Source organism: Streptomyces sp. CBMA123 (assembly GCF_014596465.1).
Classification (GTDB): domain Bacteria; phylum Actinomycetota; class Actinomycetes; order Streptomycetales; family Streptomycetaceae; genus Kitasatospora.
Genome location: NZ_MECK01000507.1, coordinates 1 through 965 on the forward strand (window position 1 = coordinate 1; position 965 = coordinate 965).

Consider the following 965-nt stretch of genomic DNA (forward strand, 5'->3'; position numbering starts at 1 on the left):
CGACGACTGGCGCAGCGCGCGCAGCGCCCGGGCCAGGCCCGACAGCGCCGCGTCGCCCAGCCGCAGCCAGGCCGAGGCCGCCAGGGCGATCGCCAGGTGCACCGTCAGGAGCAGCAGCTGGGTCGCGGCGGGCGCCAACTGCCCGGCATGGCCCAGCGGGCCGCTCAGCAGCGAGCCGTCCATCGAACCGCCGCCGCAGACCAGCAGGTTCACCCCGCGCGCGGACACGTGCTCGGACAGCACCGGCCCACAGCCGGTCTGGCCCAGGTTGAAGGTGGTGTTCAGCAGCAGCTCGACCGGCACCATCACGGCGGAGATGTGCAGCATCCGCCGCTCCCCGCCGGCCAGCACGGCCGCGACCAGGAAGACGATGCTGCTCGCCGTGGCCACCAGCGACAACGGCAGCGGGCGACCGGTGATGACCACCTGGCCCAACGCGGCCATCGGCACGGCGAGCGCGGTGAACACCGCGGCCCGCAGGGCCCTGGTCGCATGGGTGGACGTCATCACGCTCCGGAGTATGCCATGGCCCTTACACCGGGCACGAGGGCGCGTACGGGTACTCCCTCCGGGTGACGCCCCCTCAGCCGGTCGCGGAGTCGACAGCCGCCGCGCCGCGACTAGCCTGGAAGACGTTCCCGGTGGCCCCGACGAGGGGGTGCACGTAGATGGCCAAGCCCGAAACCACGGCGGGACGGGCACTGCTCGACCGCATCGAGGCCCAGGCGGTGGTACTGGCCGGGCTGGAGGACGCCGTCCGGGCGGACGAACCCGACGCGGTCCACCGGATGCGGGTCGCCTGCCGGCGGCTGCGCAGCGCCCTGCGGACCTTCCGGCGGCTCCTCGAGCCCGGCGCCACCGACGCCCTGGCCGCCGACCTGCGCTGGCTGGGCGCCGCGCTGGGCCGGGCCAGGGACCGCGAGGTGCTCGCCGAACGCCTGACCGCCCGGGCCCGGGAGCTGCCC

At 75.3% G+C, this 965-nt stretch carries 2 protein-coding genes; one reads left to right on the top strand and one right to left on the bottom strand.

Features of this window, described 5'->3' with window-relative positions:
* The coding region (locus BG452_RS35475) for a hypothetical protein (RefSeq protein WP_188308451.1) at nucleotides 1–507 on the bottom strand (507 nt) is incomplete at its 3' end.
* Nucleotides 508–668: 161 nt separating this feature from the next.
* Between BG452_RS35475 and BG452_RS35480 the strand changes: the two genes are divergently transcribed.
* Nucleotides 669–965 (top strand): CHAD domain-containing protein (locus tag BG452_RS35480; RefSeq protein WP_188308452.1); only part of this gene is annotated, 297 nt, incomplete at its 3' end.